Annotated in this window: 22 protein-coding genes and 1 pseudogene; all 23 read left to right on the top strand. The window is 28.9% G+C overall.

The window, feature by feature from the left end; all coding sequences use genetic code 11:
* Positions 1 to 10: 10 nt before the first annotated feature.
* The 23 genes and pseudogenes from obgE to recO all read left to right on the top strand — a co-directional run bounded on the left by obgE (position 11) and on the right by recO (position 18,084).
* Positions 11 to 1,003 (top strand): GTPase ObgE, encoded by a 993-nt coding sequence (gene obgE, locus AVANS_RS01950; protein WP_239817979.1) that lies wholly within the window; start codon positions 11 to 13, stop codon positions 1,001 to 1,003.
* 24 nt (positions 1,004 to 1,027) lie between these two features.
* Positions 1,028 to 1,936 (top strand): methionyl-tRNA formyltransferase, encoded by a 909-nt coding sequence (fmt, locus tag AVANS_RS01955; protein WP_239817980.1) that lies wholly within the window; start codon positions 1,028 to 1,030, stop codon positions 1,934 to 1,936.
* Positions 1,929 to 2,666 (top strand): biotin--[acetyl-CoA-carboxylase] ligase, encoded by a 738-nt coding sequence (locus tag AVANS_RS01960; protein WP_239817981.1) that lies wholly within the window; start codon positions 1,929 to 1,931, stop codon positions 2,664 to 2,666. The genes fmt and AVANS_RS01960 overlap by 8 nt, the downstream gene beginning before the upstream one ends.
* Positions 2,663 to 3,424 carry a ParA family protein gene (locus AVANS_RS01965; RefSeq protein ID WP_239817982.1) on the top strand — a complete coding sequence of 254 codons (762 nt, stop codon included), beginning with the start codon at positions 2,663 to 2,665 and terminating at the stop codon, positions 3,422 to 3,424. Before AVANS_RS01960 ends, AVANS_RS01965 begins: the two co-directional genes overlap by 4 nt.
* Positions 3,425 to 3,428: 4 nt before the next feature.
* Complete coding sequence (locus tag AVANS_RS01970; RefSeq protein WP_239817983.1) at positions 3,429 to 4,310, top strand: ParB/RepB/Spo0J family partition protein; 882 nt, start codon at positions 3,429 to 3,431, stop codon at positions 4,308 to 4,310.
* Positions 4,311 to 4,370: 60 nt separating this feature from the next.
* Positions 4,371 to 4,796, top strand: a complete 426-nt coding sequence (locus AVANS_RS01975; protein WP_239817984.1) for a F0F1 ATP synthase subunit B' — start codon at positions 4,371 to 4,373, stop codon at positions 4,794 to 4,796.
* 9 nt (positions 4,797 to 4,805) lie between these two features.
* Positions 4,806 to 5,294 (top strand): F0F1 ATP synthase subunit B, encoded by a 489-nt coding sequence (locus AVANS_RS01980; RefSeq protein ID WP_239817985.1) that lies wholly within the window; start codon positions 4,806 to 4,808, stop codon positions 5,292 to 5,294.
* On the top strand, positions 5,294 to 5,800 hold the full coding sequence (locus tag AVANS_RS01985; protein ID WP_239817986.1) for a F0F1 ATP synthase subunit delta: 507 nt from the start codon (positions 5,294 to 5,296) through the stop codon (positions 5,798 to 5,800). Before AVANS_RS01980 ends, AVANS_RS01985 begins: the two co-directional genes overlap by 1 nt.
* An 11-nt stretch (positions 5,801 to 5,811) precedes the next feature.
* Positions 5,812 to 7,317 carry a F0F1 ATP synthase subunit alpha gene (atpA, locus tag AVANS_RS01990; RefSeq protein WP_239817987.1) on the top strand — a complete coding sequence of 502 codons (1,506 nt, stop codon included), beginning with the start codon at positions 5,812 to 5,814 and terminating at the stop codon, positions 7,315 to 7,317.
* Positions 7,318 to 7,326: 9 nt separating this feature from the next.
* On the top strand, positions 7,327 to 8,205 hold the full coding sequence (atpG, locus tag AVANS_RS01995) for an ATP synthase F1 subunit gamma (RefSeq protein WP_239817988.1): 879 nt from the start codon (positions 7,327 to 7,329) through the stop codon (positions 8,203 to 8,205).
* Positions 8,206 to 8,213: 8 nt separating this feature from the next.
* On the top strand, positions 8,214 to 9,611 hold the full coding sequence (gene atpD / locus AVANS_RS02000; RefSeq protein ID WP_239817989.1) for a F0F1 ATP synthase subunit beta: 1,398 nt from the start codon (positions 8,214 to 8,216) through the stop codon (positions 9,609 to 9,611).
* Between the two features lies 1 nt (position 9,612).
* Entirely contained in the window at positions 9,613 to 9,990 is a 378-nt protein-coding gene (atpC, locus tag AVANS_RS02005; RefSeq protein WP_239817990.1) for an ATP synthase F1 subunit epsilon, read from the top strand.
* Complete coding sequence (locus tag AVANS_RS02010; RefSeq protein WP_239817991.1) at positions 9,987 to 10,514, top strand: MotA/TolQ/ExbB proton channel family protein; 528 nt, start codon at positions 9,987 to 9,989, stop codon at positions 10,512 to 10,514. Before atpC ends, AVANS_RS02010 begins: the two co-directional genes overlap by 4 nt.
* Positions 10,504 to 10,896 (top strand): biopolymer transporter ExbD, encoded by a 393-nt coding sequence (locus AVANS_RS02015; protein WP_239817992.1) that lies wholly within the window; start codon positions 10,504 to 10,506, stop codon positions 10,894 to 10,896. Before AVANS_RS02010 ends, AVANS_RS02015 begins: the two co-directional genes overlap by 11 nt.
* The gene (locus tag AVANS_RS02020; RefSeq protein WP_239817993.1) at positions 10,893 to 11,681 is read left to right on the top strand and encodes a hypothetical protein; all 789 of its coding nucleotides are present in this window, start codon (positions 10,893 to 10,895) and stop codon (positions 11,679 to 11,681) included. The genes AVANS_RS02015 and AVANS_RS02020 overlap by 4 nt, the downstream gene beginning before the upstream one ends.
* The gene (gene tolB / locus AVANS_RS02025) at positions 11,678 to 12,847 is read left to right on the top strand and encodes a Tol-Pal system protein TolB (protein WP_239817994.1); all 1,170 of its coding nucleotides are present in this window, start codon (positions 11,678 to 11,680) and stop codon (positions 12,845 to 12,847) included. The genes AVANS_RS02020 and tolB overlap by 4 nt, the downstream gene beginning before the upstream one ends.
* Positions 12,848 to 12,909: 62 nt before the next feature.
* Positions 12,910 to 13,398, top strand: coding sequence for an OmpA family protein (locus AVANS_RS02030; protein WP_239817995.1), 489 nt, complete (start codon positions 12,910 to 12,912; stop codon positions 13,396 to 13,398).
* Positions 13,399 to 13,401: 3 nt separating this feature from the next.
* Positions 13,402 to 14,238, top strand: a complete 837-nt coding sequence (locus AVANS_RS02035) for a tetratricopeptide repeat protein (RefSeq protein ID WP_239817996.1) — start codon at positions 13,402 to 13,404, stop codon at positions 14,236 to 14,238.
* Positions 14,239 to 14,253: 15 nt separating this feature from the next.
* Entirely contained in the window at positions 14,254 to 14,835 is a 582-nt protein-coding gene (locus tag AVANS_RS02040; protein ID WP_239817997.1) for a peptidylprolyl isomerase, read from the top strand.
* 230 nt (positions 14,836 to 15,065) lie between these two features.
* Entirely contained in the window at positions 15,066 to 16,040 is a 975-nt protein-coding gene (locus AVANS_RS02045; RefSeq protein ID WP_239817998.1) for an ACP S-malonyltransferase, read from the top strand.
* Positions 16,037 to 16,717, top strand: a pseudogene (locus AVANS_RS02050) (5'-methylthioadenosine/adenosylhomocysteine nucleosidase); the annotation flags it as partial. The gene AVANS_RS02045 and the pseudogene AVANS_RS02050, both read left to right, overlap by 4 nt.
* On the top strand, positions 16,703 to 17,485 hold the full coding sequence (locus tag AVANS_RS02055) for an ATP-binding protein (RefSeq protein ID WP_239818525.1): 783 nt from the start codon (positions 16,703 to 16,705) through the stop codon (positions 17,483 to 17,485). The pseudogene AVANS_RS02050 and the gene AVANS_RS02055, both read left to right, overlap by 15 nt.
* Entirely contained in the window at positions 17,473 to 18,084 is a 612-nt protein-coding gene (gene recO / locus AVANS_RS02060; RefSeq protein ID WP_239817999.1) for a recombination protein RecO, read from the top strand. Before AVANS_RS02055 ends, recO begins: the two co-directional genes overlap by 13 nt.
* Positions 18,085 to 18,139 lie beyond the last annotated feature (55 nt).

Consider the following 18,139-nt stretch of genomic DNA (forward strand, 5'->3'; position numbering starts at 1 on the left):
GCTTGGAATAATGTTTGTTGATAGTATAAAAATTAGGCTAAGCTCTGGAAACGGCGGAGCGGGTGCTAGCTCATTTCGCCGTGAAAAACATGTCCCGCTAGGTGGTCCTGATGGTGGAGATGGTGGCCGTGGTGGAGATGTTGTAATAATATGTGATAACAATCTTCATACTTTAGCTCATTTTAAAGGTAAAACTCATTTAAAAGCTGATAATGGCGATGGTGGTTTACCAAGAAATAAAAATGGTAAAAAAGGTGCTAATTTAGAAATTAAGGTTCCTATTGGAACTCAAATCATTAATTTAGAAAATAATGAAATATTGCATGATTTTACTACTTTAGGAGAGCAAATTGTTTTACTAAAAGGTGGTCTTGGTGGTCTTGGAAATAGACATTTTAAGAGTGCAGTAAATCAAAGACCAACTTATGCACAGCCTGGTAAAAAAGGTGAGAGTATAGAAGCAAGACTTGAATTAAAACTAATCGCTGATGTTGGCTTGGTAGGTTATCCAAATGTTGGTAAATCTACTTTAATTAGCATTGTAAGTAATGCAAAGCCTGAGATAGCTGATTATGAATTTACTACCTTAACTCCAAAATTAGGAGTTGTTGATGTTAACGACTACTCATTTGTAATGGCTGATATTCCTGGAATAATAGAAGGTGCTAGCGAAGGTAAAGGGCTTGGTTTTGAGTTTTTAAAACATATTTCAAGATCTAAGTGCTTATTATTTATGCTAGATAGTTTTAAGCAAATGAGTGTTAAAGAACAATTTATTAACTTATATAAAGAATTAGAAACTTACGGATTAAATGATTTTAAATTTGCAGTTGCAATTACTAGATGTGATGTTGCAAAAGAGAATTTAGATCAGGAAATTGAACTTTTAAATGAATATTTAAAAAGATATGATAATTTAGTTTTTGTTACAAAAATATCTTCAGTTACAAATGATGGTATAAAAGAACTAAAATTATCTTTATCAAAAATGTTATTTGAATAACAAATCTTAACTTTTAGGTATATCATGAAAAAAAATATTGTATTTATGGGAACGCCCGAATTTTCGGCATTTATTTTAGAAGAATTAGCAAAAATTCATAATATAAGTTTAGTTTTAACGCAAACAGATAAAGAAGTTGGAAGAAAAAAAATATTAACTCCTAGTCCTGTAAAAGAAGTTGCTTTAAAACTAGGCTTAGAATTAATCCAACCTAAAACTTTAAAAAACAATGTAGAAGTTTTTGAACTAATTAAAAGTAAAAAACCTGATTTTATAATAGTTGCAGCTTATGGTAAGATACTACCTAAAGATATTTTAGATATAGCACCTTGTATTAATACACATGCTAGTTTATTGCCTTATTATAGGGGAGCTTCTCCAATTCAAAGTGCGATTTTAAATGCAGATGAAATAAGCGGAGTAACTCTTATGAATATGGATGTAGGGCTTGATACAGGTGATATTTTGTATCAGCAAGAATTAAATATCAAAGATTTAACTTCACCTATTGTGTTTGATAAAATGTCAAAATTATCAGCAAAAATGTTGCTTGAATTACTTGAAAATCCAAGTAATTTTAAAGCTATTAAACAAGATGATAGCTTAGCAACTCATACAAAAATTATCAAAAAACAAGATGGGCTTATTGAATTAAAGGATGCAAAAGAAATTTATCAAAAATTTTTAGCATTTTATGATTGGCCTAATGTGTTTTTAGAAAATGGTTTAAAATTTAATGAGTTGATTTTAAATGAATACGAAAGCTTTAATGATGAAGGTGTTATTAAAGAAATAGGTAAAAATTATTTTATTTTAACTTGCAAAAAAGGTTCATTAAAGATATTAAAGCTACAAGAAGCTGGCAAAAAATCCCTAGATGCAAATGTATATTTAAATGGTAAAAGATTAAAAGAAGGGGATAAACTTGTTTAAGTTTGCCCTAGCTAAGACAATAAGCTCAACTCAAACTGAGCTTATAGCGGCAATTAAAAAAGGTTTTAATGAAAAATCTTTTGCTATTGCAGCTCTTATGCAAACAAATGGAATTGGCTCTTGTAATAGGGTTTGGAATAGTGAAGGTGGTTTTGTAATTCCGAATTCAAATTCTAGTGTAAAAAATGATGATTTTTCTAACGTAGATTTTATTTTTTATGATGATTATTCTAAATTTAATTTAGATATTAAAAATAATTTATATATTTCTTTTTATTCCGATAATATTCCTAGTGATTTACCTATTCAATCTGCTAGCATATATTATTCAATGATTATGAAATTAGTTTTACAAGAAAATAATTCTAAAGTTTTTATTAAATGGCCTAATGATTTTTATATAGCCAATAAAAAAATAGGTGGTTTAATAACTTCAAAAGTAAAAGATAAATTAGTATGTGGTTTAGGTTTAAACATTACTAATGCACCAAATGAAGCGATAGTTTTGGATATCAATATAAGTTATTCAAACTTGCTTAAAGCTTTTTTTGATAAAATTAGTTATGGTTATTCTTGGAAAGAAATTTTTGAGTATTATAAAAGAGATTTTGAGTTAAGTAGAGCTTTTTATTTTAAAAGTGATGAAGGTGTTCATTCTTTAGAAGATGCGAAATTATATGAAGACGGCTCAATTTTAGTAGATAATAAAAGGATATATAGTTTAAGATGAGTGAGATTATAACGATTGCTAACCAAAAGGGTGGCGTAGGAAAAACAACAACAGCAGTAAATCTAGCAGCATCTTTAGCAGTTGCGGAAAAAAGTGTATTACTTATAGATATGGATCCGCAAGGGAATGCTACAACAGGATGTGGATGTAAAAAGAGCGATTTTAATATTTATCATGTTTTAAGTGGTAAAAAAACTCTTGATGAAATTATTTTAAAGACTAGTTTGCCAAAACTTGATTTAGCTCCATCAAATATTGTTTTAACAAGTTTTGAACAAGAACTTGGCTCTAATCAAAGCAAACAGATTTTATCAAAAGCTTTAGCTAGTGTTGTAGATAAATATGACTATGTTATTATTGATTCTCCTCCATCATTAGGAAATATTACTATTAATGCGCTTGTAGCAAGCACAGATGTTATAATTCCTATTCAATGTGAATATTTAGCTTTAGAAGGTTTGGTATTGATTTTAAGAACTATACAAACAATCAAAAAAACATTCAATTCAAAGCTAAAAATTAGAGGAATTTTACCTACTATGTATAGTCCGCAAAACAATTTATCTAAAGAAATTGTAACGGAATTAAAAAAGCATTTTAGTGAGAAATTATTTAAAAAAGATGGTGAAATTGTAATTATTCCTAGGAATGTAAAACTAGCAGAAAGTCCTAGTTTTGGAAAGCCTATAATTTTATATGATATAAAATCACCAGGCTGTGTGGCTTATCAAAGCTTAGCAACTTCTTTAATAGGATAAAAAAATGGCAAAAAAATCTTTAGGTGCAGATTTTAGTAGTATTTTAGATGATATTTCGCTTGCTTACGATGATGAGATGAGCGGAGTATTTCATAGTGAGTTAGATTCAATAAAAGAAATTGATATAGACGAAATTACTCCAAATCCATATCAACCAAGAAAAAATTTTAACGAAGATAGCATAAACGAGCTTGCAATTTCTATTAAAAATCATGGTTTATTACAGCCTATTGTTGTAATTGATGCAGATGAGTTGTGCGAAAAAGCAAAAGAAAATGGAGAAGTTTTAGAAAAAACTACTAAATATTTTTTAATAGCAGGAGAAAGAAGATTAAGAGCTTTTAAAACTCTTAAAGAAACAAAGATAAGAGCTATTATTGCAAATATTGATTCAGGCAAAACAAGAGAATTAGCTTTGCTAGAAAACATACAAAGAGAAGATTTAAATCCTATTGAATTAGCTTTAGCTTATAAAGAATTAATGAGAGTAAGAAATATAACTCAAGAAGAACTAGCTCAAAGCATACAAAAAAGTAGAGCAAATATTGCAAACACTTTAAGACTTTTAACTCTTAGTGAAGATACACAAAAATTAATTATTGAAGGTAAATTAAGTGCAGGCCATGCAAAAGTTATTGCAGGACAAAAAGAAGATGAAAAAATTTTAGTAAATACTGTAATAGGTCAAAAGCTTAATGTAAGAGATTGTGAAAAATTAGCAAATAAATTAAAAGGCAAAAGTTTAAATCATTTACTAGATGAACAATTATTAAATAAATTAAAAGAATTTGAAATAGACTTTAAACTACAAAATGGTAAGCTTATATTAAATTTAAGTCAAGAAAAGACCAAAAATTTTATTGAAAAAGCTATAAAAAACTTATAATTTAAATATTGTTTGATTTTTTTATGTTAATATAAACTTTTATCAAAATAAGGAGAATGTATGTTTGATGACTTAGATCTTAAAATGATGTTATTAACAGCTACTTTGTTTATAATATTGTTTTGGATTTTAGATTCAATCTTATATAAACCATTACTCACTTTTATGAAAAATAGAGATGATGGAATAAGAGAAGATGAAGCAAAAATCCAGCAAAATAACACAGATGCTAGTAATAATGAAACATTAATTGCTAAGATTTATGCTGATGCAAGAGCTAAAGCTCAAGCCATCAAAAGCGAGCAGGTTGCTATAGCTAAAGAAAAAGCTTCTAAAGCTATAGAAGAAAAAAAGGTTAGTTTTGATTTAGAATATCAAAAATTTTTAAGCGAACTTGAAGTTAAAAAAACTCAATTTAAAAATGAATTAAGAGCTGATTTAACTCAATATGAAAATGCTTTAAAAACTAGCATTGAGAAAATTTAAGGTTGTTTTATGAATAGATTGATTTTTATTTTATTACCAACTTTTTTATTAGCTAGTGAGAGTGATATTTTTCCTAGAACAATAAACTTTATAATATTTGTAGTAATTATGTATTTTTTACTTGCAAAACATGTAAAAAAAATATATAACGATAGAATTGACAACATTAAAAATAGACTAGTTAGTATAGAAAAAAGTTTAGATGAAGCTAAGAAAAATAAAGAAGATGCTATTAAAAGAATTGAAATAGCAAATAATGAAGCAGATAAATTAATAGTATTAGCTAAAGAGCAAGCTGTTAAATTAAGTGAAAATATTTTAAAAGATGCAGAAAATGAGATTGAAAATATGAAAAAATCTTATGAAGAGCAAAAAATATTTGAAGAGAAAAAAGCTAAAGCTGAAGTTGTAAATGAGCTTTTAGATGAGCTTTTAAACTCTAATATTAATTTAAAACAAAATGATTTATTAGATATTGTTTCAAGGAAAGTTAGCTAATGGAAAAGTATGTAGATATTATAATGCAAAGAAATGATAGAGAAGATTTCGTAAAAGCACTTGAGATTTTAGCTAAAGCTTTTGAAGACAAAAATACATTAGTAATTATTAATGCAGTAGGTATTAGCTTGGATAAAAAAGTTGAATTTTTAGCTAGTATTTGCAATACTAATAAAAAAGAAATAATTAATTTGTTAAAAGTATTAGGTATCAATTCAAAATTAGATAAAATTCCTAGTCTTTATAGTAGATTAGTTAAAAAAATAGCTTTAGAAAACAATATTTATTATGCTGATATATATTCTAAAGATAAAATGAGCGATAGTGATATTTCAAAACATGAAAAAGAATTATCAAATTATTTCAAAAAAGATATTAAATTAAGAAATATTATTCATGATAAAAATGAAATCAAAATTTATATTGAAGATTTAGGTTATGAAATAATAGTTTCTGAATTGTCTTTAAAAGAAAAAATCAAACAACATATAATGAAAGCAATTTAAGAGGAGTAACAGTGAGTTTTAACGCAAATGAAATTAGCTCAATTATTAAAGAAAGAATTGAGAATTTTAATTTAAATTTAGAAATTGAAGAAACTGGTAAAGTTATTTCAATAGCTGATGGTGTTGCTAATGTTTTTGGATTAAAAAATGTTATGGCAGGAGAAATGGTAGAATTTGAAAACGGCGAAAAAGGTATGGCATTAAACCTTGAAGAAAGTAGTGTTGGTGTCGTTGTTTTAGGAAGTTTTTCAAATATTAAAGAAGGAAGCTCTGTTAAGAGATTAAAGCAATTATTAAAAGTTCCTGTTGGAGAAGAATTAATAGGTCGTGTTGTTAATGCTTTAGGTGAGCCAATTGATGCAAAAGGTCCTATTAATACTACAAAATCAGCTTTTGTTGAAGAAAAAGCTAAAGGTATTATGGCAAGAAAAAGCGTTCATGAGCCATTACAAACAGGTATTAAAGCAATCGATGCTCTTGTTCCAATTGGTCGTGGTCAAAGAGAATTAATTATCGGAGATAGACAAACAGGAAAAACAACAGTAGCAGTAGATACAATAATCAATCAAAAAGGTCAAAATGTTGTATGTATTTATGTTGCAATCGGACAAAAACAAAGCACAGTTGCTCAAGTTGTTAAAAAATTAGAAGAGCACGGAGCAATGGAATATACCATAGTAGTAAGTGCAACAGCAAGTGATTCAGCTGCACTTCAATATCTTGCACCATATACTGGTGTTACTATGGGTGAATATTTTAGAGATAATAGTAAGCATGCTTTAATTGTATATGATGATTTAAGTAAGCACGCAGTAGCTTATCGTGAAATGAGCTTGATTTTACGCAGACCTCCAGGACGTGAGGCATATCCGGGCGATGTATTCTACTTACACTCAAGATTGTTAGAAAGAGCTTCAAAATTAAGTGATGCTTTAGGTGCAGGTTCTCTAACGGCTTTACCTATTATTGAAACTCAAGCAGGCGACGTTTCAGCTTATATTCCAACAAACGTTATTTCAATTACAGATGGACAAATTTTCTTAGAAACAGATTTATTTAACTCAGGTATTCGTCCAGCTATTAACGTAGGTTTATCAGTATCAAGGGTTGGTGGTTCAGCTCAGATTAAAGCTACTAAGCAAGTTTCAGGAACACTAAGACTAGACCTTGCACAATATCGTGAATTACAAGCGTTCGCACAATTTGCAAGTGATTTAGATGAGAGTTCAAGAAAACAATTAGAGCGTGGTCAAAGAATGGTTGAAGTATTAAAACAACCTCCATATAGCCCATTAGCTATTGAAAAACAAATTGTTTTAATTTATGCAGGAACAAGAGGATTTTTAGATGATGTTTCAGTAGATAAGATTAATAAATTTGAAAATGATTTATATGCTTATATCGAAACAAAATCTCCAGAAATTTTTGAACAAATTAGAACTAAAAAAGCTTTAGATAGTGATTTAGAAGATAAGATTAAAAATTTATTAAATGAGTTTAAAGCAGCACAAGCGTAGGTTTTAATAATGGCAAATTTAAAAGAGATAAAAAGAAAGATAAAAAGCGTTCATAACACACAAAAGACTACAAATGCTATGAAGCTTGTTTCAACTGCTAAATTAAAAAAAGCAGAAGAATTAGCAAAAAAGTCTAAGGTGTATGCTAATAAATTACAAGAAGTTATGCATGAGATTTCATACAAGCTTAATCAGTTTGATATGGCAAGAGATAGCAGATTTTTTGGTAAGCATGAAATAAAAGTTGTGGACGTTATTTTTATTACTTCGGATAAAGGTTTATGTGGTGGTTTTAATATAAAAACTTTAAAAGAAGTTAGTAAAATTATTAAAGAAAATAAAGAAAAAGGTATTAAAACTAGATTAAGAGCGATAGGAAAAGTAGGTATTGAGTTTTTTAATTTCCAAAAAATTGAAATTCTTGATAAATACACAGGTGTAAGCTCATCACCTGATTACGAAAAGGCAAGAGAAATTATAAACCTAGCAATAAATGATTTTGTTGCTTGCGAAACTGATAAGATAGTTTTAGTTCATAATGGTTATAAAAATATGATTTCTCAAGAATTATCAGTATGTAATTTATTGCCAGTAGAATCAGACAATTTTGAAATTCCGAATTCAAATTCTTTATTAGAAATTGAGCCGGAAGAAAAAGAAGTTTTAGAAGAACTACTAAAACGCTATATTGAGTATAGTATGTTTTATTCATTAATTGATAGTCTAGCTGCAGAGCATAGTGCTAGAATGCAAGCAATGGATAATGCAACTAATAATGCTAAAGCAAGAGTAAAAGAACTTAATTTAGCATACAATAAAGCAAGACAAGAAAGCATAACCACTGAATTAATTGAGATTATTAGTGGTGTTGAATCAATGAAAGAATAGGAGAATAGATGCAAGGATTTATATCTCAGGTATTAGGACCTGTTGTAGATGTTGAATTTAGCGACTACTTACCGCAAATTAACGAAGCAATTGAAGTAAATTATGAGGTAGAAGGTAAGCAAATTCGTTTAATATTAGAAGTTGCTGCTCATTTAGGCGATGGTCGTGTAAGAACTATTGCTATGGATATGACAGATGGTTTAGTAAGAGGAACAAAAGCTACTAGTTTAGGTGCTCCTATTAGTGTTCCTGTTGGTGAAAAAGTATTAGGTAGAATTTTCAACGTTGTTGGAGATTTAATTGACGAAGGTACTCCTGAAAATTATGAAACAAAATGGGCAATTCATAGAGAACCACCTAAATTTGAAGAACAAAGCACAAAAAGTGAAATTTTTGAAACAGGTATTAAAGTAGTAGATTTACTTGCTCCTTATGCAAAAGGTGGTAAAGTAGGATTATTCGGTGGTGCTGGTGTTGGTAAAACCGTTATTATTATGGAATTAATTCACAACGTTGCATTTAAACATAGTGGTTATTCAGTATTTGCTGGTGTTGGTGAGAGAACTCGTGAAGGTAATGACCTTTATAACGAAATGAAAGAAAGTAATGTTTTAGACAAAGTTGCCTTATGCTATGGTCAAATGAATGAACCACCAGGGGCAAGAAACCGTATCGCTTTAACTGGTCTTACAATGGCTGAATACTTTAGAGATGAAATGGGACTTGATGTTTTAATGTTTATTGATAATATCTTTAGATTTTCTCAATCAGGTTCAGAAATGTCAGCTCTACTAGGTCGTATTCCATCAGCTGTTGGTTATCAACCGACTTTAGCAAGTGAAATGGGTAAATTCCAAGAAAGAATTACATCAACTAAAAAAGGTTCAATTACTTCAGTTCAAGCAGTTTATGTTCCAGCAGACGACTTAACAGACCCTGCACCTGCGACTGTTTTTGCTCACTTAGATGCAACAACGGTTTTAAATAGAAGTATTGCAGAAAAAGGAATTTATCCTGCGGTTGACCCACTTGATTCAACTTCTAGAATGCTTGACCCGCAAATCATCGGTGAAGAGCATTATAAGGTAGCTCGTGGAGTTCAAAGTGTATTACAAAAGTATAAAGACCTACAAGATATTATTGCTATTTTGGGTATGGATGAGCTTAGTGAAGAAGATAAATTAATTGTTGAAAGAGCAAGAAAAATTGAAAAATTCCTATCTCAACCATTCTTCGTTGCAGAAGTTTTCACAGGAAGCCCTGGAAAATATATAAGCCTTGAAGAAACAATAGCAGGATTTAAAGGTATATTAGAAGGTAAATATGATGATTTACCAGAAAATGCGTTCTATATGGTAGGAAATATTGAAGAGGCTGTAGAGAAAGCAGAAAAATTAAAGGCTTAATATGGATAAATTAACTTTAGAAATAGTTACTCCGCACGGAGAAATTTTTAATTCAGAAGTTAAGTCGGTTTTAGTTCCAGGAAGCGAAGGCGAGTTTGGTGTATTACCAAACCACGCTTCTATTATTTCTTTATTACAAGCTGGAGTAATTAGCGTTGAAAATTGTGATGGTTCAAAAGAATTAATTGCTATTGATTCAGGCCATGTAAAAGTTGATGAAAATGGGGTTGTTATTTTAGCTCAAGGTGCTGTATATCTAGGCGGAAAAGAAAACTCTATTAGTAAGAAAAAACTAGAAGAAGCACAAGAATTATTAAAATCAGCTGGTGCTAATTCAGCTACTTTAGCAGCTACTTTAGGGAGATTGGATTCTAAATGAATTTGATTTTAGATTTTGACTTAGCTACTTTATTAGCGGTTGGGATTTTAGCTTTTTATTCTATTATTGCTTTAGCGATTTTTATTTATCGCTTAAGCAATATTTCAAAGTTTTATCAAGAAGAATTAAAATCATTAGATAGGTTATTAAAAAACCAAGATTTATCTTTTGAATCTTATTTTAAACCTTGTGAAGGTTCAAAAACAAAGCTAGAAATATACTATAACGAAGCAGGGAAAAACCTTAGCGAAGGTCTTACTTGGCTTAGCATTATAGCTACCACTTCGCCTTTCATAGGATTGTTTGGAACTGTTGTTTCAATTTACTTTACTTTAATTTCTTTAAATGGTAATGCAGATATAAATCAAATTGCATCTCCAATAGGTCATGCCTTAATAGCAACTGCAAGTGGTATTATATCGGCGATTTTAGCTTATACTTTTCACTTAATTGTTAAAAGAAAAGTATTTGAATGTTTAAATATTTTAGAGAGTGAAATAAAGATTTTAAACAATGAAAAATAATTTTTTAAACGAAGAGCCAGAATTAAACATAACGCCTTTAGTTGATGTTATGCTTGTTTTGATTGTAATTTTAATGTTAGTAATACCTAATTTAAAATATGATGAAAGCATAAACCTTCCAAATGGCTCTAAAACAAATGTAAGCAAAGCAAAAAAAGAAGATATATTTGTAAGTATCACAAATAATGAAATCGTATTAAACAAAAAGAAATATTCATATATTAGCTTTTTTGATAATTTTGCTTTAATTAAAAATCAATTAGATAAAGAAAAAATAGTTTATATAGCAGGCGATAAAGACATTAGTTATGATAAGCTAATGCAAGTTTTAACTACTTTTAGCAAAGCAGGTTTTGTAAAAATTTCTCTACAAACAAAATGAGTAAAACAAAAGCATTTTTATTATCTTGTTTGATTTATATATTAAGCATATTAATTGTAATTTTATTACTTAAACTATTTGCTTCAAATAATGAAATTGTAAAATATGGAAATAGCGATATAAATATTTTATTCGTTCAAGAAGATACTAATATAAACGAAGAAATAAAACAAGATTACACAAAAGAAGTTTCAAACAAAATAAACGAAAATATTGCAAATAATAGCAATGAAAATTCGGCAAAAGAAACACAAAAAGAAGAAGAAAAAAAAGAGAATTTGAATTCGGATTTTAGCGATTTGTTTAGTGATTTAAATGTAGCTAAAACAGAAACTAAAAAAGAAGTAAAAAAACAAGAAAATACTTTTAACGATGAACAATTAGCTGCATTAAAAAAACTACAAAATCAATTATCAAACACAACAATTAAATCAAATAATAATTCAAAAAATACAACAACTTCAGCAAAAGTTGCAGGGATTTATGATGAATATTTTGGCAAAGTGAATGCTTATTTAAAAAATGTGTGGAGTTTAGTTACTGCAAATAGTAGCGGTATAAATGATAAAGAATTTTTTGAAGTAGCATTTACAATATCAAAAAATGGTATAATCAAACTTCATGATAATGGTTTTAATGAAAGTTCGGTATTAAGACAATACGCAAGAGTTTTTATAAAAACAATTAATCAACAAAATAAAAATTTAGGTATCCCACCAAATCAGCAAGATTATAGTGGCAATTTAAGACTTTCAGTCGTATTAAGTATCAAGGAGATAAAATGAAAAAGATAGTTTTATTATTTTTTAGTTTAGTTTGCTTAAGCGCCGATATTATTATGGATGTAGTAAGCGAACAACAGGTTTTACCTAAGATTAGAATTACAACTAGTAGTTTAGTTAATTTTGATTTTGATAAGGTGATTAAAAATGATGTTTTAGTAAGTTCAAAATTTGAAGTTACAGATAGCGCAGATGCTAATTATGAGTTAAATTATACTTTAGTTCCTAGTGGAAATAATTATGATTTAACTATTGTTTTAAAAGGTGAAAATAATGTAAGTAAATATGAAAATAAATTTTCTTATCCAAAAAATGCTTATGTGTTTTTATCTCATAAAGCAATATCAACTATGCTAAAAGATTTAAAAATAGCAGATATAGATTGGATGAATAGAAAAATTTTAATAACAAGAAAAATAGCTGCAAAACAAAGCCAAATTTTAATCGCTGATTATACTCTTAATTATCAAAAGATAATTATGCAAGGCGGACTTAATTTATTTGCAAAATGGGCTAATGAAGAGCAAAATGCTTTTTATTACACAGACTATAATAAAGATACTTTAAGTATTTATAAATATAACTTATTAAACAATCAAAAAACATTGATTACTCAAGGCGTTGGAATGCTTGCTTTAAGTGATATTAGTAAAGATGGAAGTAAGGCATTGATTACTAAAACCATAGAAGATCAGCCAGAAGTATTTTTATTTGATTTAAACACAAAAGCTAGTAAAAGACTAACGAACTATAAAGGAATTGATGTTAGCGCTAAGTTTTTAGGAGATAATTCATTTGCTTTTGTTAGTGATAGAAGTTCATATCCTAATTTATATATGCAAGGACTTGATAAAAATAATGCTACTCAATTAGTTTATCATGGTAAAAACAATTCAGCATTTAGTGTATTTAATAATTACATAGTTTATTCAAGTCGTGAAAAATCAGGGGATTTTAATCTATATGTAATGGCAACTGATTCTCAATACGTAAGACAACTTACATTAAATGGAAGAAATATATTTCCTAATTTTAGCAATGATGGAAAGACAATTATGTTTATAAAATTACTAGGAATGCAAAGTTCTTTAGGGATATTAAGACTTGATGAGAATAAAGTGTATCATTTCCCTTTAAAAGTTGGCAAAATTTCAACTTTAGATTGGTAATTAAATAAATTTAAAGTTTTTAGAACTATAATTTACTTTACTTTTAATTGAAAGGAATAATAATGAAAAAATTAGCTTATGCGGTTGCTTTAGCAGCTTTAGTTGTTGGTTGTAGTCAAAAGGCTACAGTTGAGGCTCCAAAAAAAGTTGAGCCAGCTCCAGAAATCAATGTAGATGTAAAAGAAGATATTAATACTAAGATAGATAGAATTAATAATTCTTTAGGTAAAGTTTATTTTGATTTTGACAAATACGACATTCGTTCAGATATGTATGGCGTAGTATCAAACAATGCTGGTTTATTAAATGGCGATGGTAAAGATTTAAATATCGTTGTTGAAGGTAACTGCGATGAGTGGGGTAGTGAAGAATATAACCAAGCTCTAGGTTTAAAAAGAGCAAAAGCTGTTAAAGATGGCTTAGAAGCTCAAGGCGTAAATAGCTCAAGAATTACAATTAAGAGCTATGGCGAAAACAACCCAGTTTGCAATGATAAAACTAAAGAATGTGATGCTCAAAATCGTAGAGCTGAAACAAAAGTTCAGTTTTAATAAATGATAAAAAAAATAATATTTTTAGGGGCTTTAGCCCCTATTATTTATGCGGAAACTTCAGCCTTTAATGCAGGCAATATAAACCTTAAAGAACCTTATGGACTTACAGAGAACGAAAAAGTATTGTTAGAAAATAAAAAAAAGGTTGAAACTCTTAGCAAAGATTACACTGGCGTTGATTTTAAAACAAACAAAGCTTTAGAGAGAATTGAAGGAATTCAAAGCGTAATAGATGATTTAAACAATAAAACTTACAATTTTGAAGGTAAGTTATTAGAAGTTGAGAAATTCTCAAAAGAAAAATCAGAAAGTTATGATAAAGAACTTGCAGATATAAAACAAGAATTAAAAAATCAAAGATATGCGATTAATCAATTAAAAAAGGCTTTAAGCGAACTAACTAATTTAGTGGGTAGTTTAGGAGAGAGTAAAGCTGCAAAAATTTCAAATATAGAGCTTAACACAAATAATGTAACAGCTCAAACTCCAGCACAAAAAATGGATAACGCTATAAGTTTATTTAATAGTAAAAACTATGATGCTGCTGCTAAAATATTTGAAGAATTAGCAAACTCAAGACATAAACCTGCTCAATGTAATTTTTATTTAGGTCAAATAGCTTATGCAAAAAAAGATTATAATAACGCAATTTATTATTATAAAACAAGTTCAGATTTATATAACGCACAAGGGGTAAAAGCTCCTAATATGCCTTTAATTTTATTAAACACAGCTAATTCATTAAAAGCAATTAATGAGCTAGATAAGGCAAATAATTTTTATGCTGCACTTAAAAAACAATTTCCAAATTCAAGTGAAGCAAAAAGTATAAATTAATAGAAAGGATAAAGTATGGCTATACAAAAAGATAGTGTTGTATCACTTAATTTTATATTGCGTGATGCTAAAACTAACGAAGTGTTAGAAAACAATACTGATTTTCATCCTATTTCATTTTTATTAGGAAGAAATCAAGTATTAGAAGCTTTAGAAGAAGAAATCGCTAAATTAAATGAAGGCGATGAAAGTGATATCTTAATTACAAAAGATAAAGCATGGCAAGAATACGATGAGAATTTGATTCAGGAATTACCAAAAGAACAATTCGCTGGAATTGAACTTAAAGTTGGATTAGAATTATTCGGCGAGAATGAAGATGGTTCAACTGTAAGAGTTGTTGTAAAAGAAATCAAAAATGATACAGTAGTAATTGATTATAATCATCCTTATGCAGGAAAAGATTTATTATTTACAGTAAGCATTAAAGAAGTAAGAGAGGCAACAGAAGATGAACTAGCAAGTGGTGTAGTAGCACAAGCTGGTGGTTGTGGTTGTGGAAATCACGGACACGGTGGATGCAAAGGCGATGGAAGTTGCGGACATCATGATCATGATGAAGAAGAACACCATCATCACCACGGCGGCGGTTGCTGAAGAAGTTAATTAGGGCTAAGGTTTAGCTAAACTATAACTTTTTAAGGCGACTTGGTCGCCTTAGCTTAATAAGACAAGGATTATTATAAATCTTCATTATTAGTTTTGATTATTGTTTGTAATAATCGTTTTCTTGTTAAATCAGATTTTAGTATTGTTATTAATATTTATAAGATTTTTAATTAGAAAATTTTGGTCATTTAGCTTAGAATAAATTAAAAGGAAAAAATATGAATTACGCTTTTATTTACCCAGGACAAGGCTCACAAAGTGCTTTTATGGGAAAGGATTTGTATGATAATTTTGAGTTTGTAAGAAAAACTTATGATGAAGTTAGCGAATTTTGTGATATTGATTTTAAAGAATTAATTTTTAGTGAAAATGAAAGATTAAATATAAGTGAATTTACTCAACCTGCAATATTGCTAAATAGCATGATGTATTATAAGGTTTTTGAAAAACTATTAGATGAAAATAAAATTTCTTTAAGAGAGAGTAATCACACAGCATTTTTAAGTAAGAAAAACACTCCTTCACTAGGTCATTCTTTAGGAGAGTTTTCGGCTCTTTGTGCAAATAAAGCAATTGATTTAAAAAATGCTTTAAAATTAGTTAATATGCGTGGTAAATTTATGCAAGAGTGCGCAAGTAGTGAAAATCCAGCTTCAATGATGGTAATACTTGGCTTAAATGATAGTGATGTTGAGATGATTTGCAATAAAGCAAATGCAGAAAACAAACAAATCTATGCAGCAAATTATAATTGCGATGGACAAATCGTGGTTGCAGGGATTAAAAAAGACTTAGAAGAGAGTGCCGAGCTTTTTAAAAGTGCTGGTGCAAAAAGAGCAATGATGCTTAATATGAGTGTTGCAAGTCATTGTCCTTTAATGCAAAATGCAGCTAATAAACTTGAAGAGTTTTTAGTGTTTAATGATAATTTTACTCCTGTTATTTCAAATGCTACAAAACTTGCTTATAACACACAAAATGAAGCAAAACAAGCAATAAAAGAGCAATTAATTAAGCCTGTTTTATATAAGCAAAGTATTTTAGAGCTTGAAAGTAGTGTTGATGGCTTTATAGAATTTGGTAGCAATGTATTATGTGGTTTAAACAAAAAAATTACACAAAAAGAAAGCGTAAGCATAAAAAGCTTAGATGATATAAATAATTTTATAAAAGCAATTAAGGAAAAATTATGAAAATAGCAATTCTAGGTGCTATGCGTGAAGAAATTGAACCGATTTTAAAAGAGTATTCATATAAAGAAAGCAAATACGCAAATAATAATTATTATTTTATTGACTATGCAGGGCATGAGCTAATTGTTGCAAACTCAAAAATAGGTAAAGTAAATGCAGCTATTAGTGCAAGTGTTATGATAGAAAAATATAAGGCTGATTGTTTATTATTTACAGGCGTTGCTGGTTCGCTAAATCCTGAGCTAAAAATCGGAGATTTATTAATAGCTAATGAATTAGTTCAGCACGATGTTGATATTACTGCATTTGGCCATAAGCCTGGCTTTGTGCCTGATACAAGCGTTTATATTAAAACAAACGAAAAGTTAAATAATATCGCTAAAAAAGTTGCAAAAGAATTAAATCTTAATGTAAAAGAAGGAATCATAGCTACAGCTGATCAATTTATTTGCGATGAAAACAAAAAAACTTGGATAAGAGATACATTTAATGCAGATGCTGTGGAGATGGAAGGAGCTAGTGTTGCTTTGGTTTGCGAAAGCCTTAATGTGCCTTGTATGATATTAAGAGCGATTAGTGATGATGCTAGTGGAAATGCTGATGTTAGTTTTGATGAGTTTTTAGAACTAGCTGCAAAAAATAGTGCTAATTTTGTTTTAAAAATGTGCGAACATTTGTTTAAAAATGAGCTTAGTAAAAGACTTATAAAAGAAGTTGCAAGAGCTTGTGATAAGTTTGACTTAATAGAAGAAGGCGATAAGGTTTTAGTAGGTCTTAGCGGCGGAAAAGATAGTTTAAGCTTATTAATGCTACTAAAACATATGCAAAGAGCTGTTCCTTTTAAATTTGATTTTGAAGCTGTAACGCTTAGTTATGGAATGGGTGAAGATTATAAATATTTAAGTAATTATTGCAAGATTTTAGGCATTAAACATACTATAATTGATAGTAATATTTACGAGATTTCAAGTGAGAAAATCCGTAAAAATTCAAGCTTTTGCTCGTTCTTTTCTCGTATGAGAAGAGGGTATTTATATACTTACGCAAAAGAAAATGGCTTTAATAAATTAGCTCTAGGTCATCATTTAGATGATGCTATTGAGAGCTTTTTTATGAACTTTACTTATAACGGCGCTTTAAGAACACTTGCAGCGAAATTTACTTCAGCTCAAGGGGTTACCGTAATTCGCCCTTTAATTTTCGTTCGTGAAAGAATGCTAAGAGAAAATGCTATAAAAAATGGGCTTAAAACAATAGGCGATGAAGCGTGTCCTGCTATGAGATTTGATGTGAAAATGCCACACGCAAGAGCAGAAACAAAAGAGCTTTTAGCAAGTCTTGAAGCACAAAATCCAAAATTATTCAAAAGCCTTGAAAACGCATTTTTTAATATTCATTATGATACATTCTTTGCAAACGAAGGTGCTAATTATTGCAAGGAATAATCTTAAATACAATAAGTGTAAGGGATAAGGATTTAATAGTCTTTATCCTTGATAATAACGAGCTTATTAAATGTTATAGATTTTATGGAGTTAGACATTCTCATTTAATAATCGGAAATATGATTGATTATGAGCTTGATATTAGACCTTTGTTTTTACCTAAACTTCATTCTACAATGCAACTAGCTTTGCCTTTAAAATCTGTTGAAATCATTAAAGCTTGGCAGGACTTTTGCTTTCTTTTATACGAGCATTTAAAGGATAATCAAGAGTGCGGAGAGTTTTATTATAATTTGTGTCTTAGGATACTCAAAAGACTTGAAATTCAAGATTATAAAAGGGTTTTCCTTGACGCTTATTCGCTTATGATTGAGCATGAAGGAAGGCTTAATTTTAGTCAAAATTGCGTTGAATGTGGCAAGGAGCTGAGTGATTATTTTTTACTTGGAGAAGGCTTTTTGATGTATTGCAATGGCTGTAAAAATAGTGTAAAAATCAATAAATTTAAAATGAAAGATTATTTACAGCATAAAACCTCATCTATTTTTGAAGATGATGAGATTGATTTGCTTTATAAGGTATTTTCTAAAAAACTTTAATATTTTAAAAAGTTTCAAAGAATTTGAAATAGGAATTTGATAAAAATAATTTTTA

Source organism: Campylobacter sp. RM5004 (assembly GCF_022369455.1).
Taxonomy (GTDB): domain Bacteria; phylum Campylobacterota; class Campylobacteria; order Campylobacterales; family Campylobacteraceae; genus Campylobacter_E.

Bases quoted from the DNA above. Each gene is read 5' to 3' on its own strand.
- AVANS_RS02020 (WP_239817993.1), top strand. From the start codon at position 10,893: ATGAGTAAAACAAAAGCATTTTTATTATCTTGTTTGATTTATATATTA.
- AVANS_RS01975 (WP_239817984.1), top strand. From the start codon at position 4,371: ATGTTTGATGACTTAGATCTTAAAATGATGTTATTAACAGCTACTTTG.
- atpG (WP_239817988.1), top strand. From the start codon at position 7,327: ATGGCAAATTTAAAAGAGATAAAAAGAAAGATAAAAAGCGTTCATAAC.
- AVANS_RS01965 (WP_239817982.1), top strand. From the start codon at position 2,663: ATGAGTGAGATTATAACGATTGCTAACCAAAAGGGTGGCGTAGGAAAA.
- AVANS_RS02010 (WP_239817991.1), top strand. From the start codon at position 9,987: ATGAATTTGATTTTAGATTTTGACTTAGCTACTTTATTAGCGGTTGGG.
- atpC (WP_239817990.1), top strand. From the start codon at position 9,613: ATGGATAAATTAACTTTAGAAATAGTTACTCCGCACGGAGAAATTTTT.
- tolB (WP_239817994.1), top strand. From the start codon at position 11,678: ATGAAAAAGATAGTTTTATTATTTTTTAGTTTAGTTTGCTTAAGCGCC.
- AVANS_RS01985 (WP_239817986.1), top strand. From the start codon at position 5,294: ATGGAAAAGTATGTAGATATTATAATGCAAAGAAATGATAGAGAAGAT.
- AVANS_RS02040 (WP_239817997.1), top strand. From the start codon at position 14,254: ATGGCTATACAAAAAGATAGTGTTGTATCACTTAATTTTATATTGCGT.
- AVANS_RS02030 (WP_239817995.1), top strand. From the start codon at position 12,910: ATGAAAAAATTAGCTTATGCGGTTGCTTTAGCAGCTTTAGTTGTTGGT.
- AVANS_RS01980 (WP_239817985.1), top strand. From the start codon at position 4,806: ATGAATAGATTGATTTTTATTTTATTACCAACTTTTTTATTAGCTAGT.
- AVANS_RS02055 (WP_239818525.1), top strand. From the start codon at position 16,703: ATGTGCGAACATTTGTTTAAAAATGAGCTTAGTAAAAGACTTATAAAA.
- fmt (WP_239817980.1), top strand. From the start codon at position 1,028: ATGAAAAAAAATATTGTATTTATGGGAACGCCCGAATTTTCGGCATTT.
- atpD (WP_239817989.1), top strand. From the start codon at position 8,214: ATGCAAGGATTTATATCTCAGGTATTAGGACCTGTTGTAGATGTTGAA.
- AVANS_RS02035 (WP_239817996.1), top strand. From the start codon at position 13,402: ATGATAAAAAAAATAATATTTTTAGGGGCTTTAGCCCCTATTATTTAT.
- obgE (WP_239817979.1), top strand. From the start codon at position 11: ATGTTTGTTGATAGTATAAAAATTAGGCTAAGCTCTGGAAACGGCGGA.
- AVANS_RS01970 (WP_239817983.1), top strand. From the start codon at position 3,429: ATGGCAAAAAAATCTTTAGGTGCAGATTTTAGTAGTATTTTAGATGAT.
- AVANS_RS02015 (WP_239817992.1), top strand. From the start codon at position 10,504: ATGAAAAATAATTTTTTAAACGAAGAGCCAGAATTAAACATAACGCCT.
- AVANS_RS02045 (WP_239817998.1), top strand. From the start codon at position 15,066: ATGAATTACGCTTTTATTTACCCAGGACAAGGCTCACAAAGTGCTTTT.